Here is a 23030-nt window from a genome sequence, read left to right as displayed (position 1 = left end):
GGGCCGGCCACATCCCGCGCTGGTCGACCCGGCGCCGAAGACGACGACACCACAACCGCACCACCGCTGAAACGACGCGGACACGGCACCCGGCCAGGCCACCCGTCACGACGGGCGCCGTTGCGGTACTAGGCCGGATCGGTGCCGGACACTATCCGGCTGGCCCCATGGTTCCGGCCCTGATGTGCGGTCAGGATCGGGGCATGCGATTCACGAACGCCTTCGACTCCCGCGGCCCTTCCGGTTCCCCGGCCGTGTCCCTGACGCGCCGGCGGCTGCTGGCCCGCGCGGGTGCCCTGGCCGCGGTGGGTGCCGCCTCGGCCCTGGGCGCACCCGCTCGCGCGTCCGCCGCGCCGACGGCCTCCGACGGGCCCGTACGGCTCGAACTCCCCCGCCCCACCGGGCGGTTACCGATCGGCGTCACCGAACTGCACCTGGTGGACCGGACGCGCCGCGGTCCCTGGTGGGCGGGCGACGCGGCCGGGGAGTTCCGGGAACTCATGGTGAGCGTCTGGTACCCGGCCGACCACGCCACGGCGGAGGAGGGGCCCCGGGCGCCCTACATGCGTACGGGCGCGGCCGCCGTGTTCGGGACGGGCGCGGCGAAGATCCTCCAGATCGGCCAAGAGGCCGTCGACTGGGCCGGATTCGGTACCCACGCCCGCGTCGGAGTGCCCGCGGTGCCCAGGGCCGGGCGGGTGCCCGTGGTGCTGTACTCGCCGGGCATGTACAACGAGCGCACCCTCGACACCACCGTCGTGGAGGAGCTGGCGAGCCACGGCTACGCGGTGATCACCGTCGACCCCGTCCACGAGGCACACGCGGTCGAGTTCCCGGACGGCCGCGTCATCGAGCCGGCGCCCGGACTGAGCGCCATCGAGGCGAGCGCCGAACGCAACAGGGCGGCACTGGAGGTCCGGGTCGCCGACATCCCGTTCGTCCTCGACCAACTCGCCTTGCTCGCCCACGGCGGTAACCCGGACGCCGGGAAGCGGCCGCTGCCGCGCGGTCTCGGACGGTCGCTGGACCTCAGGCGCACCGGCATGTTCGGGCACTCGCTGGGCGGGATGACGACCGCCGAGGCCATGCGCGTGGACCGCCGTATCCGCGCCGGGGCCAACCTCGACGGGCCGCTCGGCTACGACTGGACCAGCCCCGAGCTGCTGCTGCCGGTCGCCCGCACCGGGCTGGACCGGCCGTTCCTGCAGATGGGGGCGTGGCTCGCGGTCCCGTCCGGCAGGCTGCCGCACACCCATGAACACTCCCCGTCCTGGCGGGCGATGTGGGAGAACTCCACGGGCTGGAAGCGCGATCTGTGGACGGAGGCCGCCGAGCACAACTCGTTCACCGACTACCAGACCCTCCTGCCCGGCCTCGCCGAGCGGCTCACGCTGCCTCAGGGACTGCCGGCCCGGATGATCGGCACCGTCGATCCGGCGCGGTTCACCGCGAGCCGCCGGGCCTACCTCACCGCCTTCTTCGATCAGCATCTGCGCGGCCGCCACCAGCCGCTGCTGGACGGCCCCTCCCCGCTCCACCCGGACGTACGCTTCGTCTGAACGACGCCGGACGGGCACTTCGTTCGCCGACGTGGCGAACGGCCGCGGGTCGTTCGCCACCGGTCGGCCTCAGGTGCCGTCGTGGTCGATGTCCAGGTCGGCGTGCACCGGATGGTGGTCCGAGTACGGAGTCGGGTGCACACGCTGCCCCAGCGGGACGATGCCCCGCAGGAACACGTAGTCGAACTTGCTCTGCCAGTCGGTGGTCGGGGCGCACCCGCTGGTGGACAAGGGCCGGCAGCGGGGGTCCGCGTCCGCGGCCAGTTCCCACACACGGGCGAGTTCGGGGGCGTCCGGCACGGCGTTGAAGTCGCCGAGGACGATCGCGCGGTCGTACCGGGCGACGGCCGCGGCGAGCGCGCGGGTCTGATCCGCCCGGACCGCTTCCTGACGCCGTTGGGCGAGGTGCGTGTTGAAGACGCGGACGGCCCGGCCGCCCACCGTCGCCGTGACCGCCATGTACCCGCGGTCCTCGGATCCGCCGTCGGGGTACTCCACGCTGACGGGGTCCGTCATCGGCGCCGCCGAGAGGATCGCCTGGCCGTAGGCCCCGGGATTCCACGGCGCTCCCCCGCAGCGGCCCCAGTTCCGGAGCACCGTCCCGTACTCGGCGTGGTAGACGAGCCCGTAGAACCTCTTCAGATGGATGCGTATCCTCTCGACGTCGCGCACGCAGGCCTCCTGCAGGGCGACGACCTGGGGCGCGTACGTGGCGATCTCCCTCGCCCGGTCGAGGTTGCTCGCGTCGCACGGGTTGCAGATGTTCCACGTCATGACCCGGTCCGGTACGACGTCCCTGACGGCTTCGGCGGGCAGCGGCTTGGCGAAGAGAGCGCCGGTCGGCGCACTGGGTCCGATGAGCACCGTGCAGGCCACGATCAGGGCGCCCGCCAGCGTACGCGTGCCTCTGCCGAGCACCATCGCCTCCTCGTCCTTGCGCGTTCCTCCGGCACCCCGCCGCCGGAATCGGCCCGGGCGCCTGGCGGGTCGGCCGCCCGCAGCGTGGGCGGTGCGTGCCGCGCTCGCGCCGCCCGGCACGGTGCCCGGGCTGTCGCGGTCGCCCCCGGTCCCGGCGACGGTGCTTGAGTATGGCACCGCCACCCCCGGACCACCCGTGCCGGGGGCACCTGCTTGCCATACGCGCGAGCCCGCGCGCCCGGACCCGCCCCACCGCAGTAGGTGCACACGAGAAACATGTTTCTCGCTCCCCGATACCTCACACCCACACACACAGTTGATAGATACGTGTTAGCTTGCGGTGTGAGCAGACAAGCGGGCCGCGGCAGGCGTGTCTCGACTTCGTCGCACACGGAGGGCGAAAGTGAAGAAGGAAGAACTGTTCCACCGTCTGGAGACCCCGCCCCGCGGCCCGGAGGGGACGTTACGGTCGCCGCTGAGTTCCTATGTGCTGCGCGAACTGCCCGCCGACCTCACCGCCGTCGCGCAGGGCCGCAGTACGTACGGGGAACTGGCGGCGAAGCAGTCCCGGATCCTGACCGCCCTCGGACCGGACGGCTGGTCCACCGGCGATCCGCGCTCAGCGTCTCTGGCGCGGCTGGACCTCCTGTTCCTGCTCAACGGGTACTTCCCGGCCGGGCCGGCGGCGTTCCCCCGGCTCCTGCTGGACACCATCGCCGCACACCGCGCCCGGTTCCCGTTTCTCGACCCGCACATGAGCTATGAACTGCTCATCGACGTCAACTGCGCCGAGTGGGAGCGCAGTGGGCACATCCGGGTCTTCTCCGAGGGAGAACTCGGCCGCTCGGAACGCGACTTCTACCTCGGCCACCATCTCTCCGAACCGGCCGTCCGCTCCGCGTTCGAGCGGTTGGCCCCCCTGGTCCTGGAACCGGGGCGCACGGACACCGCCGCCGCGTTGGAGGAAGCGGTGGAGGGCCTCGACGATTTCCGGCTCCACATGGCCCAGTACCACCGGCTCACCGCGGAGGCCTTCCGCTCGTTCCGCCGCTATCACGCCGGGGACCCGGGCGGCCCCCGGGGAGCGAGCGGCGCGTTCATGCCGAGCGTCCAGCTGCTGGAGCTGGTGCTGCTGGCACCGACACCACGGTACGAGGAGTATCTCGACCAGTGCACGGCCTACTTCCCGCGCTGGTCCAGGCCGCTCATCACCACGTGGCGCGAGAGGTCGCGCGCGGGGGACAACCTCGTCCAGGCGGTGCTCGACGGCCGTCTGGTGCTCGACCGTCGCGCCGCCACCGCGCTGCTCCGTCTGCTGGACAGGTTCACGGACTTCCGCATGGTGCACCTGGGGATCACCCGGCGGACCCTTCCCGAAGCCTTCGCGCTCCGGGGCGCACCGACCAGGGCGCGCATCCTCGCCCAGGACGGCGAGGAGGAGATCCTCGACACCGACGAGCCGGGAACGTCCGGATTCAGCGCGCGCAACGTGCTGACGAACGCCGCCTACCGGTTGCTGACGGCACGGCGGCGGCTGGCCGGCTTCCTCGGCCCGGTCACGGGCTGACGGACCGGGGAGGGAGGGGACATGCCGACTTTCCAGGTCGCCGTCGTGGACGCCTTCGGAACGTCGTACCGCTACGTGGACGCCTTCGCCGCGGTGGGCGGCGAGGTGATCCAGGTGCGCAGCACCCCGGACCTGCTGCCGGGCGTGGCTCCCGTGGACACGACGAGGTTCAGTCACACCCTCTTCCACGAGGGAGACCTCGACGTGCTGACGGAGAGACTGGCGGCGCTGCGGCCGCGTGCCGTGCTGCCCGGCAGGGAGTCCGGGGTGGAACTCGCCGACGCCCTCGCCGAGAGGCTGGGTCTGCCGTCCAACGGTACGGCGCTCAGCGCGGCCCGTCGTGACAAGTACCTGCAGATCGAGCGCCTCACGGCGCGGGGTGTTCCCGCGATGCGGCACATCCTCACCGACGACGAGGGGGAGCTGCGGGCCTGGCACGCGGATCTGGGACGGCCGGTCGTGGTCAAACCGCTGCGCGGCGCGCTGGGGCACGGGGTGCGTTTCTGCGACGCTCCCTCGGACTCGGCCGCCGCCCTCTGCGCCCTGAGGGACGCGCCGTCACCCATGGGCGGGACCGTCACCGGGATCGTCGCCCAGGAGTACCTGGTCGGCGCCGAGTACATCGTCAACACCGTGAGCTGCGACGGCGTGCACACCGTCACGGACGTGTGGAGCACCGACCGCCTCACCGCCAACGGCGTCCGGGACCTGGTGGTCGCACAGGTCCTGCTCCGCTACGACGACCAGCACGTCGCCGAGCTCGAACGCCACGCCTTCCGCGTGCTGGACGCGCTCGGCATCCGCTACGGCGCGGCACACCTGGAGATCAAGCTGACGCCGGACGGGCCTCGGCTGGTGGAGGCCGGCGCCAGGGTCTCCGGGCTGCCGTACCACGTCGCGGACGCCATCGGCGAGGGGCAGTTGGAGTGGAGCGTCGACGCTTATGTCAGGCCGGAACGGTTCCACGCACGGGCCGGCACGCCGTACCGGCGCAAGACCGCGGCAGCCTGGGCGGCGTTCGTCTCGCCGGTCTCCGGCCGACTGGCCGGGTACCGCGCTTTCGACGAGGCACGGGGGCTGGAGAGCGTGCGTGAGGTGACCGTGCTGGTGAGGCCGGGCGAGACGATCGTCCCCACCACGTGGGACCTGGAGTACCCGGTCGTGCTCAGCCTGCGGCACCCGGTGGAGGCGGTGTTGCGCAGGGACCTGAACACGCTGCGGTACCTGGACGGTGCCGCGATGTACGAGGTGGACGCACCACCGGGCCGGTGACGTCCGCTCTTGGACGGGGCGCGGCGGCCGGGCGCGGGGCCGGCGGGGGACGCCCGCGGCGGTCGCGTGCGCGGTGCGTGCCGCGTCCGCCGGCACCTCGCTCACGGCCGGTACGGACGCCGGACCGGCCGGCCACCACTCGACGGCCCCGCGCTGCACGGCCCGATGGGGAGGAGGGCGATCGGGCCGGGCCTGTACTGCGATGCGCCGCCGCTCGACGACCTCGGCTTGATGTGATCCAGAATGATCGGATGATCACGCTTGAGACTCCCCGTTTGATCCTGCGTCGCTGGCGCGAGGAAGACGTCGTGCCCCTGGCCGCCGTCCATGCCGATCCCGAGGTGATGCGGTGGATCCGTGACGGCAGCGTGCTGGACGAACAGCAGACTCGCGACAGGATCCGGGTGTGGGAGAGCGAGTGGGAGTCACAGGGCTTCGGCCTGTTCGCCGTGGAGATCCGGTCCACGGGCGAACTGGCCGGATTCACCGGCCTTTCGGTGCCCGGCTTCTTGCCGGAGGTTCTGCCGGCGGTCGAGGTCGGCTGGCGGCTGGGACGTGCCCACTGGGGGCAGGGCCTGGCCACCGAGGCCGCCGCGGCGGCGGTACGGTTCGGGTTCCAGGAGCGGGGGCTGGAGCGGATCGTCAGCATCGCCCAAGTCGGCAACGACGCCTCCGAACGGGTCATGATCAAGCTGGGCATGCGTCTGGCCCGTGAGACCGTCACTCCCGCCTACGGTCGGCGGGTGCGGGTGTTCGAGTTGTCGTCCGACCGGTACGCCACCAGCACGCGCTGACAGCGGCGGGGGCCGCTGTCCCGCCGGTGAACGCACGCCCTACTCAGCGAGCAGCGCCTCCACCGTGGAGACCGGATCCCACTCGGGGTCGAGGCCGGTCAGCCGCTGGGCGACCCGGTGCCAGGCCGCCGGGCTCGTGCCGAGCCCGCGGTGCACGAGGTCCGCGAGCAGTGTGCGGGCCTCGGCCGTCTGGGGCGGGGCGTCCGTGCGGCGGGCGGCGGCGCCCAGGTAGGCGAGCAGCCGTGCGGCCGGGGCCGCGAGGCGCAGCAGGTCCGCGCCGTCGAGAAGGCCCGCCGTGAGCAGGCCGTCCAGTTGGGTGGTCGGCGCGTGGTGGAAGTGGTCGCCGAGGCCGTGCCGGGCGCGCTCCCGGGTGAGCCGCGCGCTGCCGGGCAGACCGTCGGGGCCCGGTTCCGGCAGCAGCGCCGCATGCCGTAGCCGTACGTCTTCGGGGACGCCGTCCAGACGGACGATGTCCCCCCAGTACGGGAGCGGTTCCCGGGCGTGGGCGGCTTCGAGGGCGGCCCAGTCGACGGGCTCGCCCGGCGGGAGGGACTCGACGAGGTCGCGTGCGTGCGGGGCGTGCCGGGCGCGCCGCAGCTTCCGGACGAGTTTCTCCGGGGCCAGCTCGCGGTCGAGCCGGGCGCGGAGAACGGCGCCGGGGTCGGCGGACGCCAGGGCCTTGGCGCACACCGTGGTGGCGGAGCGCCCCAGCACGTCCCGGCCCGCGAGCCTCGCCAGCCGGTCGGCGCCGCCGTACTCCAGGAGGCGCAGGCAGCCGAGCAGTTGATGTCCGAGGCCGAGCCGCGAGCCCTCTGTCGCGAGCAACTCCTCCACCAGGTCGGGTTCGGCGGAGCACAGCCACGTCAGACCGCCGGCCGGTCCTGCGGAGTCTCCGGCGCGCCAGTCGGCGAGCACCCGGGCGCCCAGGGACGGCCGCCCGGCACCGGGTCGTGACCGGGACACGATCCGGTGGACGGCGGGCCGGGGGTTCCAGTGCCGCAGCAGGGCGAGGTCGACCTCCGGATCGTCGAGGTCGACGAGGCGGTACACCGCGCCGCTGCGCTCCATCCAGCGGGACTGGGCGGCCAGCACCCGCAGCGCGGCGGGGTCGCGGCCCGCGAGCAGCCGGTCCAGGGCGACGCGTGGGGTGCGGTCGTGGCGCAGCAGGTACGCGGCGAGCAGCCAGGGCGCGTCGGGTCCGAGCCGGGGCAGTACGGCGTCGACCACCTCGGCGTCGGCGAGGCAGAGCAGGGTGCCCTCCGGCCAGGCCCACAGGTGGTCGCCGTGCTCCAGCAGCCTGATCGCCTCGTCCGGGGTGGCCGGTCGGGGCCTGCCGATGGCCGTTCCCGGGCTCGCCGCCGGGCCCGGATCGCGCTGCGCACGATCGAGCAGCTGTGCCCAGGTCAGCCCCTCGGAGGCGGCTTCGGACGCCGTGACGGTCGCGGCCAGCCGGAGCCAGGCTTCGGGGTCGGTGCCGAGCCGGGCACGCAGCCGACGGGCGAGCGCGGCCCGCCAGGCGTCGGCGAACGCGAGCCGCCGCCAGTCGTGGGGCAGCAGGAGCAGGCGCCGGGCGGGCAACAGGGTGAGCAGTTCCTCGGCGGACAGCACGCCCTGTACGTAGGCGTGCTCGGTGTGCTGCGCGCCGGATCCGTACGTCTCGGGGAGGCACGTGCGCACCCGCGCGGAGTCGGGCGCCTCGTACGCGGCGCCGTCCCGGGTCGGGGGGATGCCGTGGGCGGCGCAGGCGAGGGCGAACCAGTGCGGGGTGGCGAGGCCGGGCGCGGTCGCCGGCTCGCAGGCGGTCAGCGCGTGCAGCACCTCGGGGTCCTCCGGCCGGGGCGCTCCGTCGGGGGCGAGGGAGTACAGCAGGTCGAGCGCCGCCAGGGCGTGCACTCGTTCGCGCCGGTGGAGAGTCCGCCGGGCCGGGGACGCCGAGACGGGCGGCAGCGGTTCGGCCGGGGGATCGGGCTCGGCGGCGGCCTCCTCCGGGGACTTGCCCGCCTTGGCGATCAGCTCCGCGACCGTCCCCGCGTGTTCGTTCAGCAGGGTGTCGAGCGCGGCCCAGGCGTGCTCCCGCTCCCCCAGGTGCGCCTGGGCCAAGGCCCGCAGTTCGGCGACCGCCGCCGTGCCGAGCAGGTTCCGTTCGGCGAGGCGTGCGAGAGCGGCGAGAGCGTGGACGGCGGGGCGGGCGGTGTCGATCAGCCGGACCGGGTCGAGAAGCCCCGCCGCTGCCATGCCCTCCGCCCAGACGGCGGCGCTGTCGTCGAGCTCCTCCTCCGCCAGGCGCCGCGCGGGCGGGGCGGTGATCCCTGCGCGGCGTCCCCCGGACCGCCACGGCTCGTTGAGGACGCACAGCCGGAACGCCTGGCGCTGGGCATCGCTCGCCGCCTCGTGGCGGGCCAGTTCCTCGCACGCCTTGGGCATGAACGGGGTCGCGGCATGGGCTGCGGCGAGCGCGTCGAGATCATGGGCGTACGGCTCGGACAGCAGGTCGCGCAGGGTGCTGGTGCCCCTGGCGGTGGCGAGCAGCGCGGGCAGCCGGGCGGGGTCCTCGTACGGCTCGCCCTGCGCGCGCAGCCGGCGCGGCCCGTCGCCGTCCGGGGCGGCCAGGGCCTCGGCGACCGTGTCCACGGTGGCCCGGCTCAGCCAGGCGGTCGCTGCGGGGTCCTCCAGCACGGCGCGTACGGCGTCCCGGCCGGTCCGCTCCCAGATTCTCAGCAGGGCGTACAGCTGGGCGACTTGACGCACCCCGCACCGCAGCGCCGGCACCACGAGTCGCGCGTCGCCCGAGCCGAGCAGCGGGGTGAGCCAGGTGCGCGGGACCCGGCCGTGCGGCGCCGTCAGCTCGGCGCGCAGCGCGTTGTCGAGCGGAACGGTGTCGAGCCGCTCCACGATCGTGCGGCGCAGGGACTGGGTGGTGCGCGGGTTGCGGTAGACGGCTGCGGCCACCAGGGCGTCGCCGACCGTGACCAGGCGGGCCAGGACCCGGGTGTCGAGCCGGGGATGGCGGGCCAAGGCCGCTCGGGCCCGGGTGTCGCCGTGGTCGACGACGGCGGCGACGAGAGCGGGCACGGGCGCGGTCCCGCCGGCGAGCAGCTCCGTCGTCACCCGCTCGGGCAGGGCGGCGAGAGCGGCTGCGGCATGCCGCGGTTCCGTGTGTTCGAGGAGCAGGCCGAGCGTGCGGTGGACGCTGCGGGGCACGGGCGGGCGGAGCGCGTCGTCGGGCACCGGCGGCACCGGCGGCGCGGCGAGCAGCTCGGGCAGCGCGCCGGGGTGCTTCGCCAGCGCGTCGTGCAGCGCGCACCAGCGGGCCGCGTCTCCCCCCAGGTGACGACTCGTCAACTGCCGCAGGAGGGCGGATGCCTCGTCGTCGGCTCCACCCGCGGCGACGACCTTGTCCGCCACCGAGCGCGCGGGCCGTGCCCGCCGCACAGCCCGCGGCGCGGCACCGCCGCTCGGACCCGCGTCCTCCACGTCCAAAGCGGCCCCGACCACCTCGCGCAGCAGCCGCCCGGCCGCCCCCACCTGCGTCTTCGTCATGACCGTCATGCTAGGGGGCGGCACTGACAATCCCGACCGGCGCCGGCCTCGTGAACCCGGCCGTAACCCCGGCGGCAGGCCGACGACTTCCGAGGATCGGGCCGCGGTGGCCGGCACGCAGCCGTGCGGGCGTGTCACCGTAGCGGTCGGCGTGGAGAATACCCTCGTAGTCAAACGTGTCTTGAGGCATGCGCGCGGGACACACACATGAGTGGCCGGATCTGCCCTCGCCGGAACATATTTGAACGTGCAAGATTTTGCCGTCGGCACAGCCTCATAGAACCGGACGTGACGCACTCCCCCGCGTCGTCCCCCTGCAAAGGAGAACAGGTCGTATGGCCACTCACACAGCGCGACTCGGCAGAGCAGCAGGCGTCGCGGTCATGACCGCGGCCCTGACCGGCCTCACTCTCGGGGCGGCGAACGCCTCCGGCTGGCCGCCGCTGAAGGAAGGGGCGTACCTCTACTCGGGTACCAACGGAACGGGCACGGTGACGGTGGTCGATCTGAGCGACCGCGACACGTGTCACACACTGCCGCAGCGGGCCCTGTCCGTCCAGGTCGTCTCCGGCTCCGCGGCAGTCGAGCTGTACGCCGACGCCGACTGCGGGAGCAGGACGCCGTGGGCCACCGGTTCCCTGGCGCAGGCCGATCTCCCCTGGGCGATGCTGAGTTACCGGGTGATCAAGGCCTGACGGCCCCTCTGCCGGCGCCCGGCGTCCCTGGACCGGCCGGGCGCCGGTCCGCCGGCCGCGGAGGTTCGGACTCCCCCACGGGCGATTCCGGCCAACCCCACCGACGGCACGGCGGGCGCTGTGTCGCGGCCCGGACCGCCTGCCGCCCCCGCGAAGGCGGCGAACCCCGCGCTGCGCAGGCCACCTCGCCATCCGGGACTTCGCCGCCGCCCCGACGCAGGGTGATGCGCCGGCCGGCGGACCGGCGTACGCCTGCACGGAAGCGCGGGCGGCGCGGTCGCCGAACACCGCAGGACGCGAGCCGCGTATGGCGGGCGCGTGCCGGCGATCGCGCGCGGGCGGACTTCTCACCTCCGGGTACCGACCCGGTCGAAGGGGCCGGAGAGCAGGAAAGCACGGGGCCCGCCGGTGCACACCGGCGGGCAGCGGGTGCCTCCGCCGCCGTAGACATGTCCGCCGTGCTCTCCGCCGTAGGTCAGACGGTGATGGTCTTGTACTCCGTGTAGGTGCCGAGGCCGACCGCGCCGTACTCGCGGCCGATACCGCTGGCCTTGAATCCGCCGAACGGGCCGTCGAAGCCGACGGGAGCGCCGTTGACCGTGACGGTGCCGGTGCGGATGCGGCGGGCGACGGCCAGTGCACGGGCCTCGTCGGCGGACCAGACGCCACCGGAAAGGCCGTACTCGGAGTCGTTGGCGATCCGCACGGCGTCGTCCTCGTCGTCGTAGGCGATGACGACCAGGACGGGGCCGAAGATCTCCTCCTGGGCGACGCGCATGGAGTTGTCGACGTCGGCGAACACGGTGGGGGTGACGTAGTTGCCCTTCTCCAGGCCCTTGGGGATCTGCGGACCGCCGGTGACCAGGCGGGCTCCCTCGTCGATACCGAGTCGGATGTAGGCGCGTACCCGCTCCTGCTGGTCGGGGCGGACCATCGGGCCGATGAAGGTGTCGGGGTCGTCGGGGTCGCCCACCTTCAGTGACTCCACCAGTTCCTTCAGCGCGGTCACCACTTCCTCGTACCGGCTGCGCGGGGCCAGGATGCGCGTCTGGGCGATGCAGGACTCGCCGTTGTTGAGCAAGGAGCCGAACTTGAGGCCGGCGACCGCCTTCCGGAGGTCGGCGTCCGGCAGGATGACGGCGGCGGACTTGCCGCCCAGCTCCAGGCTGACCCGCTTGAGCTGTTCGCCCGCGAGGGAGGCGATGCGGCGGCCGGCCCGCGTCGAACCGGTGAAGGCGATCTTGTCGACCTCCTCGTGCGACACGAGGTACTCGCTGGTCTCCCGGTCGGCGGGCAGGACGCTGATCACCCCCCGGGGCAAGCCCGTCCGCTCCAGCAGTCCGGCCAGGAAGCCCATGCTCAGCGAGTTCTCCGGGGACACCTTGAGCACCACGGAGTTGCCGGCCAGCAGAGCGGGGATGATCTTCGAAGTGGCCGAGGAGAACGGCGAGTTCCACGGGATCACCGCGGCCACCACGCCGACCGCCTCCCGGCGCACCACGCTGCGCACCGGGGATGCCGGGTCGGAGGGCACCGGAGTCTCCTCCCAGGCGAACTCCTCCGCCGCCTTCAGGTAGGCGTTGGCCTGCCGGGTCAGGCCGGGCTGCCCGGCCCGGGTGAACCATCTCGCCGAACCGTTCTCCAGCGAGATCAGGCGGGCGATCTCCTCCGCGTTCTCTTCCCGCAGGGTGTTGAAGCGGCGCAGGACCGCGATGCGCTCCGCCGGCGGGGTCAGTCGCCACGTCCCCTCCTCGAACGACGCACGGGCCGCGGCCACGGCGCGGTCGACGTCCGCCGGCCGCGCCTGGGCCGCCCGGCCGATCAGGGACCGGTCGTGCGGTGAGGCGATGTCCAGCAGCTCCGGGGCGCTCGGCGCCAGCCAGGACCCGCCGATGAAAAGCCGGTCGTACGTGATCATGTGCTGTCCCTCTTTCGGTTCCGGGTCCCTCGACAGCCACTAAGTGTCACATTAATGTAGCACTTGAGCGTTCCAGGGGGTCACGCGAGACCCGGACCCGCCAAACGCCGACACATCTGGATCCCAGTCGAATTACTCAAGCCCGCGAGGTCGCCGGACCGCGGGACGAGGCGGGTGACCGATGCGTCCGCCGTGCGCCGCGGACGAGACTGCACATCCGTCGGCGGGCCGGCCGGGAGGAGGGCGCTTCCTCCCGGCCGGCTTCCGGCGGGCGAACTCACGTCACCTGTTTGACAGGTGACGGACTGTATGTGAAGGTCGTCGCACCGAAAGCCCTGGCGATCCCGTGCCACCGATGTGAGTGAGCGGCTTCCCCGGCACGGGCGGACCACCGGAGACGCACGACGGAGGATTCCAGATGATCGACAGACGTACGTTCGGCAAGGCCGTCGGCGTGGGCACCGGCGCGGCCGCCATGTCCCTCCCCGTCCTCCAGACCGAGGCGTCCGCCGCGACCGCCTCGCGCCTGCCGGGCAGCGCGGCCACGCCCACCGTGCCCGCGCTCTCCCCCGGCACCCACACCGGCTTCCGGACGGTCAGGCAGATCAAGGCGGGCGTACTCGACACCGGGTACGCCGAGGCGGGCCCCGCCCACGGTCCGGTGGTCATCCTGCTGCACGGCTGGCCCTACGACATCCACAGCTACGTCGACGTCGCCCCGCTCCTCGCCGGCCTGGGCTACCGGGTCATCGTTCCCTACCTGCGCGGCCACGGGAGCACACGTTTCCTGTCCCGCCACACCCCCCGCACCGCCGAGCAGTCCGCGATCGCCCTCGACATCATCGCCCTGATGGACGCCCTGAAGATCCGCAAGGCCCTTCTGGCGGGCTTCGACTGGGGCTCGCGCACCGCCGACATCATCGCCGCACTCTGGCCCGAACGCGTCAAGGCCCTGGTCTCCACCACCGGTTACGTGATCACCAATCTGAAGGCACAGCTCACGCCCGCGGCCCCGGCCGTCGAGCACAACTGGTGGTACCAGTGGTACTTCGCCACCGACCGCGGCAAGCAGGCCCTGGAGAACCCCGAGGAGCGCCTCGCCCTGTGCCGCTACGTGTGGACCCTCGTCTCCCCCGGCTGGAACTTCGACGACGCCACCTTCGAGCGCACCGCCCAGGCCTTCCTCAACCCGGACTACGCGGCCATCGTCCTGTACAACTACCGTTGGCGCATCGGCCTCTTCAAGGGCGACCCCCGCTACGACCGTTACGAGAGGCTGCTCGCCGACCAGCCTCCCATCCACGTTCCCACCATCACCCTCGACCCGGCTCTCGATCCCTTCACCCCGGCGGGCGACGGCACCGGCTACCGTGACCACTTCACCGGCAGGTACGAGCACCGCACCATCGCGGACATCGGCCACAACCTGCCGCAGGAGGCGCCCACGGTCTTCGCCCAGGCCGTCGTCGACGCCGACCACCTCTGAGCCGCGGGCGCGGCACACGCCACCCCGGGGCTCGACGTCCCAGCCGCCGTGCCCGCGCCCCACGGCCGACCGCGCCCACGCCCACACCACCGAGGTGGCCGCCTCCGCCCGGCACGACGAAGCCCGGAAGGCGATCCCACCGGTAACCGGCCCCCGCCGCTCCGGCGGTCGCCGACGGTCTCCGTCCACCCCTACCGGTGGCGATCAGAGGCATCGGACGAGGCGGGGTGAAGGGCCTAGACGGGCCGCGTGCCGCGCTGCGGGGCCCCGCCGGGACCGCCGCTGCGGCATCGCCGACGAGGCGAGAACCCCGCGGCATCCGCGTATCCGACCGACGAAGGGACGACATGGCCGCCCACTTCGGCCCGCGTGCACTGGGAGACTTCCTCAGGGCCCGTCGGGCACAGCTGACGCCACGGGAATGCGGCCTGCCCGGGACGGATGCCGCGCGCCGGGTCGTGGGGCTGCGCCGCGAGGAGGTCGCCCGGCTCGCCTCGATCAGCGTCGACTACTACACCCGCCTCGAACAGGGCCGCGTGCGGGCCTCGGCCGCCGTGCTCGCCACCCTGGCAGGTGCCCTGCGCCTCGACGACGACCAGCAGCACTACCTCTACGAGCTGGCCGGCCGCGGCGACGACCGACCGCGCCGCCGGACCGCCCAACGTCCGCGTCCCGCCATGCGCCGCCTGCTCGACCAGCTCGTCCACACCCCCGCGCTCGTGCTCGGCAAGCGCCTGGACATCCTCGCCTGGAACCCGGCCGCCGTCGCGCTCTACACCGACTTCGGTGCCGTGGCGGCCGACCGGCGCAACTACGTCCGCCTGCTGTTCACCGCCTCCCGGATCCGGGAGATGCACCCGGAGTGGAGACACGACGCCCGTGACGCCGTCGCCGCCCTGCGCATGGAGGCCGCGGCCGGCCCGGACGACCCCGCACTCACCCGCCTCGTGGGGGAACTGTCCTCCCAGGACCCGGACTTCCGCACCTGGTGGGCCGAACACCACGTCACCAACGCCGGCTCCGGCACCAAGCGCTACCACCACCCCGTGGTCGGCGACCTCACCCTCGACTGCGACACGTGGGCCGACCCCGAAGGCTCCGGACAGCGCCTGATGGTGCTGACCGCCGAACCGGGCACCCCCTCCCACGACGCCCTGCGCATCCTCACCTCCTGGGCGGCCGCGGAGCCCGGTACGCACCGGACGGAGCCCTGACCCGATGACCGCCCGGACACCCGAGCCGGGCACATCCGCCGCCGCCCCAGGACCACGCCCTCGTCCCGACCGCCGGCACCTCACTTCGGTGGCTGCACACCCCACGCCGTGATCAGCGGGCGGCACACTCACGGGGCGGTCTGTCCGCAGGGAGCCCCGTGCGGGCCGTGGTCACATGCCGGAGGCCACGGCGGGAAACCGCGCTCTCACATGCGCCGGCGGGAGGCACCCGCCGGAGGGCGAACATGTCCGGTGAACGGTCAGGCGTCCACACTTGTCTGCACGACGGCCCTCGGCGTGGGTAGCATGCGCGACATCATCCACATCGAGGGAGTGAACGGTTGTGACCAGCCAATCAGCCGCGACGCTCCGATCGCGGTACATGGAACAAGCCGCGTCGGACTTGGCGGAGAACCGTCGGCGACAGCAGGAGCTGGAGGAGGCGATCAGGGTGCTCAAGCAGGAGGAGGCCCTCCTGGCGGACATCCTGAGCCTCGCCGAGCGGTACGAAGGCTTCGCGGACCCGTCGCGCCTGCCCGAGCAGTTGCAGGACGAACCCGTCGCCGGGAAGACGAAGGCGGCTTCCGGATCCGTCTCCCGGCGTGCGGCACCAGCCGCGTCCGCCGCGAAGGGCGGGACGGCGAAGGGCGGCGCGAAGGGGAAGTCGCGTCGGCCCCTGCTCGGCGACCTGCTGACGGATCTGCTCGCCCGGCACGACGAGCCGCGCCTGGCGAAGGAGCTGCGGGACGAGCTGCTGGAGAGGTTCCCGGACCGCGACCCCACACCGCAGGTGGTGCGGAACACCCTCGAGGCGCTGGTCGCCAAGGGGCGCATCCGGCGGCACAAGCAGCAGCGCTCCGTCATGTACACCCTCGCGGAGGCGTCGCCGGACACGACGGGTGACGCGGGCTGACACCTGTCCCGCTCGTCCCCGTGGGTGCCGGCCCCGGACGCGGTCACCGGTACGTGTGACCGGCGGTGCGCGGTGCGGCCGGGAAGCGGGCCCCGTGCCGGGGAAGAGCACGGGACCCGCGGTCGAGGGAATCGGACGACGCGCAGGGCCGAAAGCCCGGAAGGCGACCGCCACGGACACGTGTGTTCCCGGCCGCCGCCCGATCCCGCCGGATCACCGTGCCGTCTCCGGGTGGGCCGTGGCGGTGAGGTGGGTGGTGAAGAAGTCGGTGAGTTTGTCGACGGCGGGGTCGACGTATTGCCTCCTGTCGTAGAGGTCGACGTGGCTGGCACCCTTGATGCGGTGCAGTTCCCTGGGGCCGGTGGCACGCTGGTGCGCTTCGACGGCCATCCAGGCGGTGACGGCGCGTTCGCCGATGATCTGGAGCATCGGGCGGGGAGCGATGAGGGGGACGGCGAAGAAGGCGTCGTACGAGGCGAGACTGTCGATGCTCTGCCAGGCGAGGAACTTCGCGGAACGCTCGTGTGCGCCGCGCGGGGTGCAGTAGTACTCGTAGCCCTCGGCGCCGTGTTCGCCACCGAGCGCGCCCGCCTCCTCGGCCGTCCGCGGGAACATGGTCATCACCCCGGGATCCAGGCCGCGAGCGGCGGCGGTGCGGGCCCGGGCGGCGGCGTCCAGCAGCCTCCGGAACACGGCGGGGTCCTGGGTGCCGTCGGCGCCGAGGCGGAACTGGCGGGAGGGGTCGGCCGTGCACACGGTGGCCACGGCCCTGACCCGCGGGTCGCCGCCGGTGGCGGCCAGTGAGTAACCGCCGGAGGCGCAGATGCCGAGCAGACCGATCCGACCGGGATCGACCTCCTCCCGGGTGGTCAGGTAGGAGACGGCGGCCTTGAAATCCTCCACGCGCTGCGCGGGGTCCTCCAGACCACGCGGCAGACCGCCGGAGGCGCCCTGGTGGGCGGCGTCGAAGGCGAGGCTTACGAAACCGCGTTCGGCCATCCGCCGCGCGTAGGTGCCGGCCGTCTGCTCCTTCACCCCCGTCCCCGGATGACCGACCACCAGTGCCGGGCGGAGAGCCGGTGCCGGGGCGTCGGGAGTGTGGAGGTGGGCGGCGATCTCGATGCCGGCGCTGTCGAAGGTCACGGTGGTCCGGGCCATGGGGGCACTCCTGCCAAGACGGGTCGAACGGGGTGGCTGACGCACCGGACGGCCGGTCCTGTAGGCCGTGTCCCGCCGGGCACACCACCACACTCCGCCGGGTCGCGCGGCGGCGGAAGGGGCAGGTTCCTGCCTGGGAAGGAACCTTCCCCCCTTTCGTTCCGTCGGGCGTGCCCGGCGCGGGAGTTCGCGGGCGCGGGGACATCACGGCCCGTGCACTCCAAAAGACCGGGCGGGGGCTCCCCCGGGCCCGGTGCCGCGGCCCGGCGCGCCGTCCGGACCGCGCGCTCCCGGGTGAACGTTCTCCGCAACTGCCGCCTGGGCACGTCCTTTAGACTGCCGTGATCGCATGGGTCGCACGGAACCGGGGCCAGGCACCACCACACCAACAGGGGATACCGGGCATCCAGACGTCGGCCGTTGGAGGCAGCCCGATGAAAGACCTGGATTCGACCGTCCACCCGGCCTCGACAGGTCTGGTCGGACGCGACGCGGAACTCTCGTTCATCGAGTCCTTCTTCGGCAACCACGAGGTCCACGGCGCGGCTCTGCTGCTGTCGGGCGAGGCCGGAGTGGGCAAGAGCGCGCTGCTCGACGCGGTGGCGAAGGGCGCCGCGCACAACGGCGTCCGGGTCCTGCGCGCGGCCGGCGTGCAGTTCGAGGCGGACATCGGCTACGCGGGTCTCAACCAGCTCCTCGTCCCCCTCTTCGACGAGTTCGACGCCTTGGACAACCCGCACCGCGACGCCCTGCGGGTCGCGGTGGGCATCGGCGGCGGGCCGGCTCCCGACCGTCTGCTGACCTCCACCGCGGTACTGCTGTTGCTGCGTCGGATATCCGTCGAACAGCCGGTCCTGCTCGTCGTCGACGACCTGCCGTGGCTGGACCGGGCGACCAACGCCGTGCTCGGTTTCGTGGCCCGGCGGCTGGTCGGCAGCCGTATCGGCTTCCTGGCGGCCTTCCGGGAGGGCTCCGAGAGCTTCTTCGAGTCGAGCGGCCTGACCGAGTACCGGCTCAAGCCGCTGGACGACGCGTCGTCGGCGGAGTTGCTGGACCTGGCCCACCCCGACGTCTCACCCGCGGTACGACGCCGTATCCGCGCCGAGGCACGCGGCAACCCGCTGGCGCTGGTGGAGTTGCCGGTGGCGCTCTCCAGCGAGCAGCGCGCGACCCTGGCGGCGGTACCCACCGTGCTGCCCCTGACGGAGCGCCTGCAGGGCTTGTTCGCCTCGCGCGTGGCCGAGCTGCCCGACAGCAGCCGGGAACTCCTTCTGATCGCCGCCCTCGACGGCACCGGCGACCTGGCCTCGGTCACGGCGGCGGCGGCCGGCCGGGCCACCATCGACGACCTCGCTCCCGCCGAACGCGCCCGGCTGGTGACGATCTCCGCGGACAACCGGCGGCTGGCCTTCCGGCACCCGCTGATCGGCTCCGCGGTGGTGGAGCCGGCGACCGCCGCGGAGCGCAGACGGGCCCACCAAGCGCTCGCCGGCGTCCTCGGCGGCGAGTTGGAGCGCCGCGCCTGGCACCTCGGTGAGGCTGCCGTGGGTCCGGACGAGACCGTCGCGGCCCTCCTGGAGGAGGCCGCGCGGCGTCGGCTGCGGCGCGGGGACGCGCTCGGCGCGGTGACGGCGCTGACCCGGGCCGCCGGGCTCAGCCCGGCCGCGGCCGACGAGAGCCGGCGGCTGGCCGAGGCGGCCTACGTCGGCGTGGACTCCGGCGGTGAACTGGAGGACGCCTCGCGGCTCCTCGCCGGGGCCCGGCTCGTCCATCCCGGCACGGAGCGGCACTCCCTGCACGCGGCGGCGGCGTCCGCGTTCCTGCTGATCAACAGGGACGGTGACATCCAGACCGCGTACCGGCTGCTGGTCGGGGCGATCGAAGCAGGAGAGCACGGCTACGACGCCTCCGACGCCGCTCTCGTCGAGGCCCTGCACCTTCTGGTGCTGCTGTGCTGGTACGGCGGCGCCCCCGAGCTGTGGCAGCCGCTGTTCGCGTTCCTGGACCGGCTGACACCCGAACCTCCCGAGCTGCTGTGGGTCATCGCCCGGACCTTCGCCGACCCGGCGCGCACCGGTCCGTCGGCGCTGCCCCGCCTGACGAAGCTGATCTCCTCCGTGGGTGAGGACCCCACCCGCGTGGTACGCGTCGGCACCGCCTCGGTGTTCCCCGATCTGCTCGGGGAGTTCCGGGGCGCGACGCGCCGGCTGATCGAGCAGGGCCGCGCCGGGGCCGCGCCCGTCCGCCGGCACCTGGGGGCGCTGATGCACCTGGGCCTGGACTACTACCACCTGGGCCGCTGGGACGACGCGGCGGAACTGGCCGCCGAGGGGCTCCTGCTGTGTGCCAACCACGACTACCGCTTCTTCGCCTGGTACTTCCAGTACGTGCGGGCGGCCGTGGCCGCGGCGCGGGGCGACGCGGAGACCGCTGCCGCGCTGACCGAGGAGATCGTCCGGTGGGCAACGCCCCGCGGAGCCCACGGCGCGCGGTTCTTCGCCTGCCACGCGAGAACGCTGGCCGCGCTCGGCGCCGGCGACTTCGAGACCGCCTACCGGCACGCCCGCACGCTCAGCCCGCCCGGAACCGTGGCCCCCTACGTACCGATCGCCATGTGGGGCACGATGGACCTGGTCGAGGCGGCCCTGCGAACCGGCCGGGAGGAGGAGGCCGCGGCCCACTCGGCGGCGATGCGCGCGTCGGCGATGGCCGAGCTGTCGCCCCGGCTGAAGCTGCTGGTCCTGGCCTGCGAGGCACTGACCACGCCCGGCGAGGCATCCGTCGCCCTGTTCGACCGGGCCCTGTCGCTGCCCGGAGCGGAACGCTGGCCCTTCGACGCCGCGCGCGTGCGCCTCTTCCACGGTGAACGCCTCAGACGCCTGCGTGCCACGACAGAGGCCAGGGAGCAGCTGACCTTGGCGCTGGAGGTCTTCCAGCGGCTGGGCGCCGCGCCCTGGACGGCGCGTACGACGGCCGAGCTGCGCGCGAGCGGCCTGTCCACGCCGACCGCCGCGGGGCCGGGAAGCGTGACGCTGACCGCTCAGGAACTGCAGATCGCCCGGCTGGCGGCGACGGGGCTGACCAACAAGCAGATCGCCGAGCGGCTCTTCCTGTCCCATCGCACCATCGGTACGCACCTGTACCAGATCTATCCGAAACTGGGCATCGCTTCGCGTACCGCGCTCAGGGAGGCACTGTCCGGGCTCGGCCTCGACCGGGACGGCTGAGCCGGCCGGCACGGGCCGGCCACCGGCCCCGTCCGCTCAGTCATTTGACGTATGCGGGGCCGCGGAGCCCCGCGCACAGTGGACGCGGGAACGGCCCTGGCGGGGCCTTTCCCTCCGGCGGCCGTGCGTGAGGGCGTCGGGGCCACTGAGAGGGGAGCCGGATGCGCGGTGCCTCGGACAGCCATCCGGACATGCACTGGCCCTCGGGCTTCTCGCCCGACCAGGCCCACGGTTACTGCCAGGCACAGGCCGTCGTGCACGCCTCGCCCGGCACGGTGTTCGCCCTGCTCACCGATGTGGCGCGGTGGCCGCAGTGGGTGCCGGGCATCACCGAGGTGCGGGCCGCGCCGATCACGAGGGCCTTCGAAGTACTGTTCCTCGGGCAGCGTTTCGAGATTTTCATGGGAGAGCACATCCCGCCCCGCCGGCTCGGCTGGTCGGGTGTCGGCACCGGTGTGCAGTCGTACCAGGCCTGGCTGTTCACCGCGGTCGCGGGCGGCACCCACGTGGTGACCGCGACCGTCGCCCGCGGTCCCGCCGCCCGGTCCCTGGACGCCTCGTGTCCCCTGTGGGCCCGGCACCTGACGACCCTGTGGATCGCGCAGCTCGGGCGGCTCTCCGAGAGCGCCCCGTGAGAGGGGTGCGCGCGGCCGGTGCGGTGCGGTGCGGGACGGCCGCCCGGCCGGAGCCGCCATGAGGCGTATTCGCCTCTTTGGCGTGGCAGTTGATTGCAATTCCTACTCGCTACAGAGACAGAAGACCTCTTATCCAGCACAGTCGGTCCGCTAGACTCGGTGCGGTGAGAGCCGACGCAGCACGCAACCTGGAAGCCGTCCTGACCACCGGAGCGCGCATGCTCGCCGCCGACCCCGGTGCGAGCATCGCGAGCATCGCGGCCGAGGCGGGCGTGGACCGGCGCACCGTCTACCGGCGCTTCGCCGGCCGTGAGGAACTCCTCGCCGCCATCTACGCCTGCCGGCTCTCGGCCATCGAAGAGGCCATCGAGGACGCCCGGCTGCGCGAGGCACCCGTCGCCGTCGCCCTGCACCGCTACGTCGAGAACATCATCACCGTCAACCGGACCTGGCCCGTCGACCTGGCCCGCATGCTCGCCGACGAGGCCGTCCGCGCGCGCCGTGACGCGTCCGTCCGCGAGGTCGACGCCTTCCTCGAACGCGCGATCGACGAGGGCTTGTTGCGCCCCGGCCTCCCGCGGGGGTGGGCGAGCGCGTTGCTGCCCCAGCTCATGCACCTGGTGTCCCGGCAACTGCCCGAGCTGAGTCCCGGGCAGGCGGCGGACGTGGTCGTCGACACCCTGCTCAACGGCCTCGGTGCCACCTGATACTCCGGCGAGGCCCCGACCAGGCCGAGCACTGTCGCGGCAGCCGGCGTCCGACGGTCAAGTTACTTATGTACGGCGAGCACCGAAGAGCAAGAGTAGGTCGTGTCAGCTTCCGCCTCAGGGAAGGATCCCTCCGTCATGAGCGGCTACCAGCCAGGTGTGGACGCCGGCCGAACGGCACCGCGCGGTCGTCCTGAGCTGACCTTGGACATCGAGCGCGTGCTGGACCTCTCGGCACGGCAGACGATCCGGGCCGCGTTCCGGTACGACCCCGAACTGCCCTTGACCGTGTGCGTGGAGTTCCTCATCGAGGGCGGCGGCTCGCGTGTCGTGTGGCGGATCGGGCGGGATCTGCTGCACCAGGGGCTGTACTCGGCGAGCGGCGCCGGCGACGTCCGGATGTGGCCCTCGCACCCGGAGGAACGGGACACCGCATGGCTCCAACTGGCCTCCGGTGACATGGCCGCGCTGTTCGAACTGCCCATACCACCGCTCGCGGAGTGGCTGGAGCACACCTACGCACTCGTTCCCGCCGGTGGCGAGTTCGCCGCGGTGGACTGGGACGCCACGACCGAGGAGCTGCTCCGCGGGCCCGGGAAGGAGTCCGACTGACCCCGCGGCGCCGCTTCGGCGGGGTTCGCACACGGCTCCGCCGCGCCCGCACCGTCCGCCCTCCCTCGCCGCATGTCCGGCCGTGGCGGTCCCCGCCGCTCAGGAAGCCGTGCGGCGGCCCCGTGGGGTGAACGCGTACAGGTCGAGGATCTCCGGCCGGGGGGCGATGCCGGGGCCGCCCGCCCGTATCCAGGCGGCGATGTCCTCCGTCGCGGCCGGGTCGTTGACCAGCCCCAGCCACACCGGCCGGGCTCCGGCCGCCCGCCCGGCGGCGGAGGGCTGCACGACGACCACGTTGGCCTGGTCGCACACGTCGAGGCAGGCGGAGATGCGTACGGGCGCCTCGGCACGCAGGCGCGCGGCCTGTGCGGCGTGGTCGACACCGGTCACCTTCGGACTGCCGCAGCAGCAGTCCCGGCACACGACGACCCGGCACGGCGCGCCACCGGCCGGTCGCGCGGCCACCTCCGCGCCGGACACTTCCCCGTCCCTTGTCCCGGACACGCCCCACACCCCTGTCTCCGGGGAGATCCGCCCCGGGGTCCTTCGAGGAGGCGACGACGTGAGTCTCCTGGCTCTCGGGTCACGGTTCGTCCCGGCCTTCCCACCCGTCGGGGGCAGTGGCCGTACGGGACTCACTCACCGATCACAGTGGCGGGACCGCGCCGGATTCACACCGGCTTCCTCGTTCCGCCGTCGCCCTGTCGCCGGTCATCATGCCACCCTGCGAGGGGATCCGCCGACCCCGCCGGAACCGGGCCCGCCCCGCCGGATGCCAGCCGGTTCGGGTGGTGCGGTGCTCCCCCGCACTCCAC

At 73.2% G+C, this 23030-nt stretch carries 17 protein-coding genes and 1 riboswitch; of the genes, 12 read left to right on the top strand and 5 right to left on the bottom strand.

Annotated features, from left to right (window positions below):
• Positions 1–203 precede the first annotated feature (203 nt).
• Entirely contained in the window at positions 204–1559 is a 1356-nt protein-coding gene (locus ACZ63H_RS20405) for an alpha/beta hydrolase family protein (RefSeq protein ID WP_469866916.1), read from the top strand.
• 69 nt (positions 1560–1628) lie between these two features.
• Here the strand turns inward: ACZ63H_RS20405 and ACZ63H_RS20400 are convergent, their stop codons facing one another.
• On the bottom strand, positions 1629–2480 hold the full coding sequence (locus ACZ63H_RS20400) for an endonuclease/exonuclease/phosphatase family protein (protein ID WP_469866914.1): 852 nt from the start codon (positions 2478–2480) through the stop codon (positions 1629–1631).
• Between the two features lie 400 nt (positions 2481–2880).
• Here ACZ63H_RS20400 and ACZ63H_RS20395 point away from each other — a divergent pair, with 400 nt between their 5' ends.
• From ACZ63H_RS20395 to ACZ63H_RS20385, 3 genes are all read left to right on the top strand, one after another.
• Positions 2881–4044 (top strand): hypothetical protein, encoded by a 1164-nt coding sequence (locus ACZ63H_RS20395; protein ID WP_469866912.1) that lies wholly within the window; start codon positions 2881–2883, stop codon positions 4042–4044.
• A gap of 21 nt (positions 4045–4065) precedes the next feature.
• Entirely contained in the window at positions 4066–5316 is a 1251-nt protein-coding gene (locus ACZ63H_RS20390; protein ID WP_469866910.1) for an ATP-grasp domain-containing protein, read from the top strand.
• Between the two features lie 251 nt (positions 5317–5567).
• Positions 5568–6110, top strand: a complete 543-nt coding sequence (locus tag ACZ63H_RS20385; protein WP_469866908.1) for a GNAT family N-acetyltransferase — start codon at positions 5568–5570, stop codon at positions 6108–6110.
• A 39-nt stretch (positions 6111–6149) separates the two neighbouring features.
• On the opposite strand, the gene ACZ63H_RS20380 is transcribed toward ACZ63H_RS20385, so the two are convergent.
• Positions 6150–9650, bottom strand: coding sequence for a hypothetical protein (locus tag ACZ63H_RS20380; RefSeq protein WP_469866906.1), 3501 nt, complete (start codon positions 9648–9650; stop codon positions 6150–6152).
• Positions 9651–9985: 335 nt separating this feature from the next.
• On the opposite strand from ACZ63H_RS20380, the gene ACZ63H_RS20375 reads away from it, so the two are divergent.
• Positions 9986–10345 carry a hypothetical protein gene (locus ACZ63H_RS20375; protein WP_469866904.1) on the top strand — a complete coding sequence of 120 codons (360 nt, stop codon included), beginning with the start codon at positions 9986–9988 and terminating at the stop codon, positions 10343–10345.
• A 475-nt stretch (positions 10346–10820) separates the two neighbouring features.
• Here the strand turns inward: ACZ63H_RS20375 and ACZ63H_RS20370 are convergent, their stop codons facing one another.
• Entirely contained in the window at positions 10821–12263 is a 1443-nt protein-coding gene (locus ACZ63H_RS20370) for an aldehyde dehydrogenase (RefSeq protein ID WP_469866902.1), read from the bottom strand.
• Between the two features lie 418 nt (positions 12264–12681).
• On the opposite strand from ACZ63H_RS20370, the gene ACZ63H_RS20365 reads away from it, so the two are divergent.
• The 3 genes from ACZ63H_RS20365 (at position 12682) to ACZ63H_RS20355 (ending at position 15876) form a co-directional block, all read left to right on the top strand.
• Positions 12682–13749: an alpha/beta fold hydrolase gene (locus ACZ63H_RS20365; protein ID WP_469866900.1), complete on the top strand. Its 1068-nt coding sequence runs from the start codon at positions 12682–12684 to the stop codon at positions 13747–13749.
• A 347-nt stretch (positions 13750–14096) separates the two neighbouring features.
• Positions 14097–14963 (top strand): helix-turn-helix domain-containing protein, encoded by an 867-nt coding sequence (locus tag ACZ63H_RS20360; protein ID WP_469866898.1) that lies wholly within the window; start codon positions 14097–14099, stop codon positions 14961–14963.
• 382 nt (positions 14964–15345) lie between these two features.
• On the top strand, positions 15346–15876 hold the full coding sequence (locus ACZ63H_RS20355; protein WP_469866896.1) for a hypothetical protein: 531 nt from the start codon (positions 15346–15348) through the stop codon (positions 15874–15876).
• 213 nt (positions 15877–16089) lie between these two features.
• Here the strand turns inward: ACZ63H_RS20355 and ACZ63H_RS20350 are convergent, their stop codons facing one another.
• Positions 16090–17034, bottom strand: coding sequence for an alpha/beta hydrolase (locus ACZ63H_RS20350; protein ID WP_469866894.1), 945 nt, complete (start codon positions 17032–17034; stop codon positions 16090–16092).
• Positions 17035–17468: 434 nt separating this feature from the next.
• Between ACZ63H_RS20350 and ACZ63H_RS20345 the strand changes: the two genes are divergently transcribed.
• From ACZ63H_RS20345 to ACZ63H_RS20330, 4 genes are all read left to right on the top strand, one after another.
• Positions 17469–20261, top strand: coding sequence for a helix-turn-helix transcriptional regulator (locus tag ACZ63H_RS20345; RefSeq protein WP_469866892.1), 2793 nt, complete (start codon positions 17469–17471; stop codon positions 20259–20261).
• 161 nt (positions 20262–20422) lie between these two features.
• Positions 20423–20896: an SRPBCC family protein gene (locus tag ACZ63H_RS20340; RefSeq protein WP_469866890.1), complete on the top strand. Its 474-nt coding sequence runs from the start codon at positions 20423–20425 to the stop codon at positions 20894–20896.
• A gap of 218 nt (positions 20897–21114) precedes the next feature.
• Positions 21115–21603, top strand: a complete 489-nt coding sequence (locus ACZ63H_RS20335) for a TetR/AcrR family transcriptional regulator (RefSeq protein WP_469866971.1) — start codon at positions 21115–21117, stop codon at positions 21601–21603.
• Between the two features lie 138 nt (positions 21604–21741).
• A complete protein-coding gene (locus tag ACZ63H_RS20330) occupies positions 21742–22215 on the top strand; it encodes an SsgA family sporulation/cell division regulator (protein ID WP_469866889.1) in 474 nt (157 codons plus the stop codon).
• A gap of 99 nt (positions 22216–22314) precedes the next feature.
• On the opposite strand, the gene ACZ63H_RS20325 is transcribed toward ACZ63H_RS20330, so the two are convergent.
• On the bottom strand, positions 22315–22695 hold the full coding sequence (locus ACZ63H_RS20325) for a (2Fe-2S) ferredoxin domain-containing protein (protein ID WP_469866887.1): 381 nt from the start codon (positions 22693–22695) through the stop codon (positions 22315–22317).
• A 64-nt stretch (positions 22696–22759) separates the two neighbouring features.
• Positions 22760–22947: riboswitch (cobalamin riboswitch) on the bottom strand.
• Positions 22948–23030: the final 83 nt, after the last annotated feature.

This window comes from Streptomyces sp. NPDC104831 (assembly GCF_055583025.1).
This window is presented reverse-complemented; position numbering and strand designations above follow the sequence as displayed.